This window comes from Microcystis sp. LEGE 08355, assembly GCF_015207185.1.
GTDB lineage: Bacteria > Cyanobacteriota > Cyanobacteriia > Cyanobacteriales > Microcystaceae > Microcystis > Microcystis panniformis.
The window spans coordinates 1-2,979 of record NZ_JADEXI010000569.1 but is presented as its reverse complement, the minus strand read 5'-3'; the positions used below and the strand labels follow the sequence as shown (position 1 = coordinate 2,979).

The window sequence follows — 2,979 nt, the reverse complement described above, 5'->3', positions numbered from 1 at the left end:
TACCTAATTTTCAGGGAAAAAGTACCTGAATTTTCCCCCGATCCCCGCAATGGCTGGCACTTTTTGAGGGGAAAAAAGTCCAAAAGTCTTATCCAACAAGGTTTTTAGATTTATTCAGCAGACCCTATATAATTGTCTTAAATGAATAAATTTGAACATTTAATATGTCGAGTTCGTCAGAACCTTATCGTGGGAGGGTACAAGCTCAAGGAGACGATATCCAGCAAGAGGGTGGATACAGTTGTTCTTGGGCAAGAAAAAATCCTGTTACTGCTGAAGAAGGATTATTATTTCTTGCTAATATTAAAGGGCAATGCAATGAATTTCAACGAGAGGAACGGAAACAAGCTTTTAGAAAAGCTGAACGCTTTGTTACAAATGCTAGTGAGCAAGGTGGTGTCACTCCAGAGGCACAACCGCACCCATTTCAGGATTCTAAACGTAAAACTAAAAACGCCCGTGTAGATATTGAAATTCGCAGTGGTCTTACCTTTATCCCTTCGCCCCAAACAGAATGACAACGATGCTTAGAAGAGTACAACAATTTTTAGACTCTGGCGATAGTGATAACGCTAGAGAAGAAATTGATAGAGCTTTCGGCAATCTGAGAAGGGTGGATAGTCATGTTAGAGAGTTTGCCGCTCTGTTGGCACTGGGATCGATCGAAGCTTCAGAAATCGGCTTAGGGGTATTGGGACGTAAGCTTCTACAGAATGACAGCGAGATTAACAATGAGGTTGTTTGGTTATTTATTGCGTCAATTTTATCTCGCAATAGTATTCCCCCTGATAGTCCATCTAGAATCAGCCTACTTGTTCTTACCGCTTCTGTCAATAGTTGGGAATTACCAATTTTTGCGCTTCTTGCCCCTGTCCTCGACGCTTTTTTTAAAGTTAGTCTTGCGGACGGAACCCCTTTAATTGCCGAACAAACTCTTGATTTTTTGTCCACTTGGGGAAGAATTTATGCGAAAGCACCTCATGTCAAAACGCAGCTTCAAGAACTTCAATCTCTTAGTAATAATCTATTAGAGCAAGTGGATGACTTAGAGTTAAAAGCTGAATGGTCAGAGGGAATTAATATATTTTTTGAAGAAGCCAGTGCAACCAAATATTCCGATAGTAATGTTTTTTCTGCTGGCAGAGACTTAATTAAAGAAATTTATAATACTCAAAGTTTACAGCGCGATACAGAAGATAAGAATTTGGCAGAGACAAAAGACAAGTTACTCCGATTAGTCACTTCGTCTCTAGTTAAATACTTGCCATGAGCAATTTTATTTCTTTGGGTGAGAAGTTGTTCATCAATAGCTTTCTGCCGCAGTTGATAATCACTATCATCAATTCCTAGAATAGTACAGATATCAGTGAAAACTTCAAAATTGAGATTAGATTTGGTGTTAATAATATTTTCGTGGGGTATAAAAGCTCTATTTTCTAGGTTATCAAGTAAATTTTTGATCATCTCTTTTTGTAACTTAAATTTATTGGTTTTTATTAACTGATTTATAGATTTTCTAGAAGGCAACGAAACAGTAATCCAGTTCATGATAATTTAATTTTCTTAAGGAAACAAACTGCAAATAACATTCTGCTGCATATTTAATAAAACCTTCCCAATGGGCATAGAGAGTGGTTATTCTGGCTCTAATTAATACATCTTGCTCAGTTCCTTTTTGTCGAGGAATTTTAGTTTTTAAAATACTAAGTTCTTTAATTCGCCATGCCATATCTTCATCTAAGTTTTTCTGGAAAATTTCGATAGTTTTATTATCTTTACTCATTACTTTTTAAAATATTTTTTGCCAAATTCAATCATTTTGAGCATTCTAGTTCTAGCTCTCGATCCCGTACCGATGTTATAAATAAAGTCAGATTCTGACCACATTTCCTGAATTTTTGTTTTTAGCAGTTCAATATCTTGAGTAGAGTAATCATCGATATTTTCTCGTAATCCTGTGGTGATCGCTTCATAAGCAGAATCGAGAAATTTACCCTTAAATCTTGTTCCATCATATTTGGTAAAAGTATCTTCACTCGTCGCTTGATCAAGCAACGCCAATTCAAAAATGAAACGCGTCAACCTCAAGAGTTGACAGAAAAAGGCTCATCCCCGCAATTGGCACAAACATCAATTTTCAGGTGGCTAATCTGCAAAGACGCGATTTATGTCCCGATATTGCGGTGATGTTAGCTTGGATTGAACAGGCGAAAATCTTAACCAGAGAGTTAAAATAAGCCCTATCTCCGATAATTTTGGCATAAATTAGCCAAAAGTATTGCCATTCCATCCCCAAAGATCACCTTTCGCCTCGGCAAATTCTAGATAAATGCGATTTTTCGGTATTCCTAAATAAGCCTCAATTTCTTGACAAAAATCACTACTCATGCTTTTAGTTTGAGCGGCGGAAATAGAACCAACACTTTTAATCTCCACATAACACACTGGCTCAAAAGTGCCAGCAAAAGTCATTTTTATACCCGATTCTAAAGCTGTCATCACATAGGATTCGGGTTTTCCCAGATGTTTAGCTAATTTAGCCGAAAGACTCTGCAAAAGTTGATTAACCGTCTCATCATCGAGGGAGGTGACAGAAGTTTGAATTTTAATTAGAGGCATAGGAAAAATCTCAGCAATATTTTTATATAATATAACAGTTTTGATATACTTTGCACGGCTACAACTTACATTTTTTACTCAAAGACAATAATATAGTTTCAGGGTCATAATTAGAAGCAATGCACTCATTAAAAACATGATTAACCTAGAATTCACGGAAGAAGAAAAGAACTCACTGTCTTAGGAAAGATTTCACCATCCCCATCCCCGGGTTCAACTGAAGATGGAAGTTCTTTGGTTAAAGAGTCAAAAAATACCGCACCAAAAAATTTGTCAATTAGCAGGAATCTCGCCAAATACCTTATTAACCTATCTTCGAGATGAGCAAGAGGGCGGAATAGAAAAATTTAAAGAAATCAA

Annotated in this window: 6 protein-coding genes and 1 pseudogene; 3 read left to right on the top strand and 4 right to left on the bottom strand. The window is 36.7% G+C overall.

Going from position 1 to position 2,979, the window contains the following annotated elements:
• Positions 1 to 164 precede the first annotated feature (164 nt).
• Together IQ242_RS21255 and IQ242_RS21250 are read left to right on the top strand one after the other, a co-directional pair.
• On the top strand, positions 165 to 518 hold the full coding sequence (locus tag IQ242_RS21255; protein WP_193961317.1) for a hypothetical protein: 354 nt from the start codon (positions 165 to 167) through the stop codon (positions 516 to 518).
• A 5-nt stretch (positions 519 to 523) separates the two neighbouring features.
• Positions 524 to 1,270 (top strand): hypothetical protein, encoded by a 747-nt coding sequence (locus IQ242_RS21250; protein ID WP_228021130.1) that lies wholly within the window; start codon positions 524 to 526, stop codon positions 1,268 to 1,270.
• On the opposite strand, the gene IQ242_RS26840 is transcribed toward IQ242_RS21250, so the two are convergent.
• The 4 genes from IQ242_RS26840 to IQ242_RS21230 all read right to left on the bottom strand — a co-directional run bounded on the left by IQ242_RS26840 (position 1,171) and on the right by IQ242_RS21230 (position 2,619).
• Positions 1,171 to 1,464, bottom strand: a complete 294-nt coding sequence (locus IQ242_RS26840) for an MAE_28990/MAE_18760 family HEPN-like nuclease (RefSeq protein ID WP_255520695.1) — start codon at positions 1,462 to 1,464, stop codon at positions 1,171 to 1,173. The two genes, IQ242_RS21250 and IQ242_RS26840, sit on opposite strands and share 100 nt — an antisense overlap.
• Positions 1,465 to 1,516: 52 nt before the next feature.
• Positions 1,517 to 1,783 (bottom strand): MAE_28990/MAE_18760 family HEPN-like nuclease, encoded by a 267-nt coding sequence (locus IQ242_RS26835; protein ID WP_255520694.1) that lies wholly within the window; start codon positions 1,781 to 1,783, stop codon positions 1,517 to 1,519.
• Positions 1,783 to 2,055, bottom strand: a complete 273-nt coding sequence (locus tag IQ242_RS21240) for a hypothetical protein (protein ID WP_228021129.1) — start codon at positions 2,053 to 2,055, stop codon at positions 1,783 to 1,785. Before IQ242_RS21240 ends, IQ242_RS26835 begins: the two co-directional genes overlap by 1 nt.
• A gap of 210 nt (positions 2,056 to 2,265) precedes the next feature.
• Positions 2,266 to 2,619, bottom strand: a complete 354-nt coding sequence (locus IQ242_RS21230; protein ID WP_193961315.1) for a phenylpyruvate tautomerase MIF-related protein — start codon at positions 2,617 to 2,619, stop codon at positions 2,266 to 2,268.
• Between the two features lie 136 nt (positions 2,620 to 2,755).
• Between IQ242_RS21230 and IQ242_RS21225 the strand changes: the two are divergent.
• Positions 2,756 to 2,979, top strand: a pseudogene (locus IQ242_RS21225) (helix-turn-helix domain-containing protein); the annotation flags it as partial.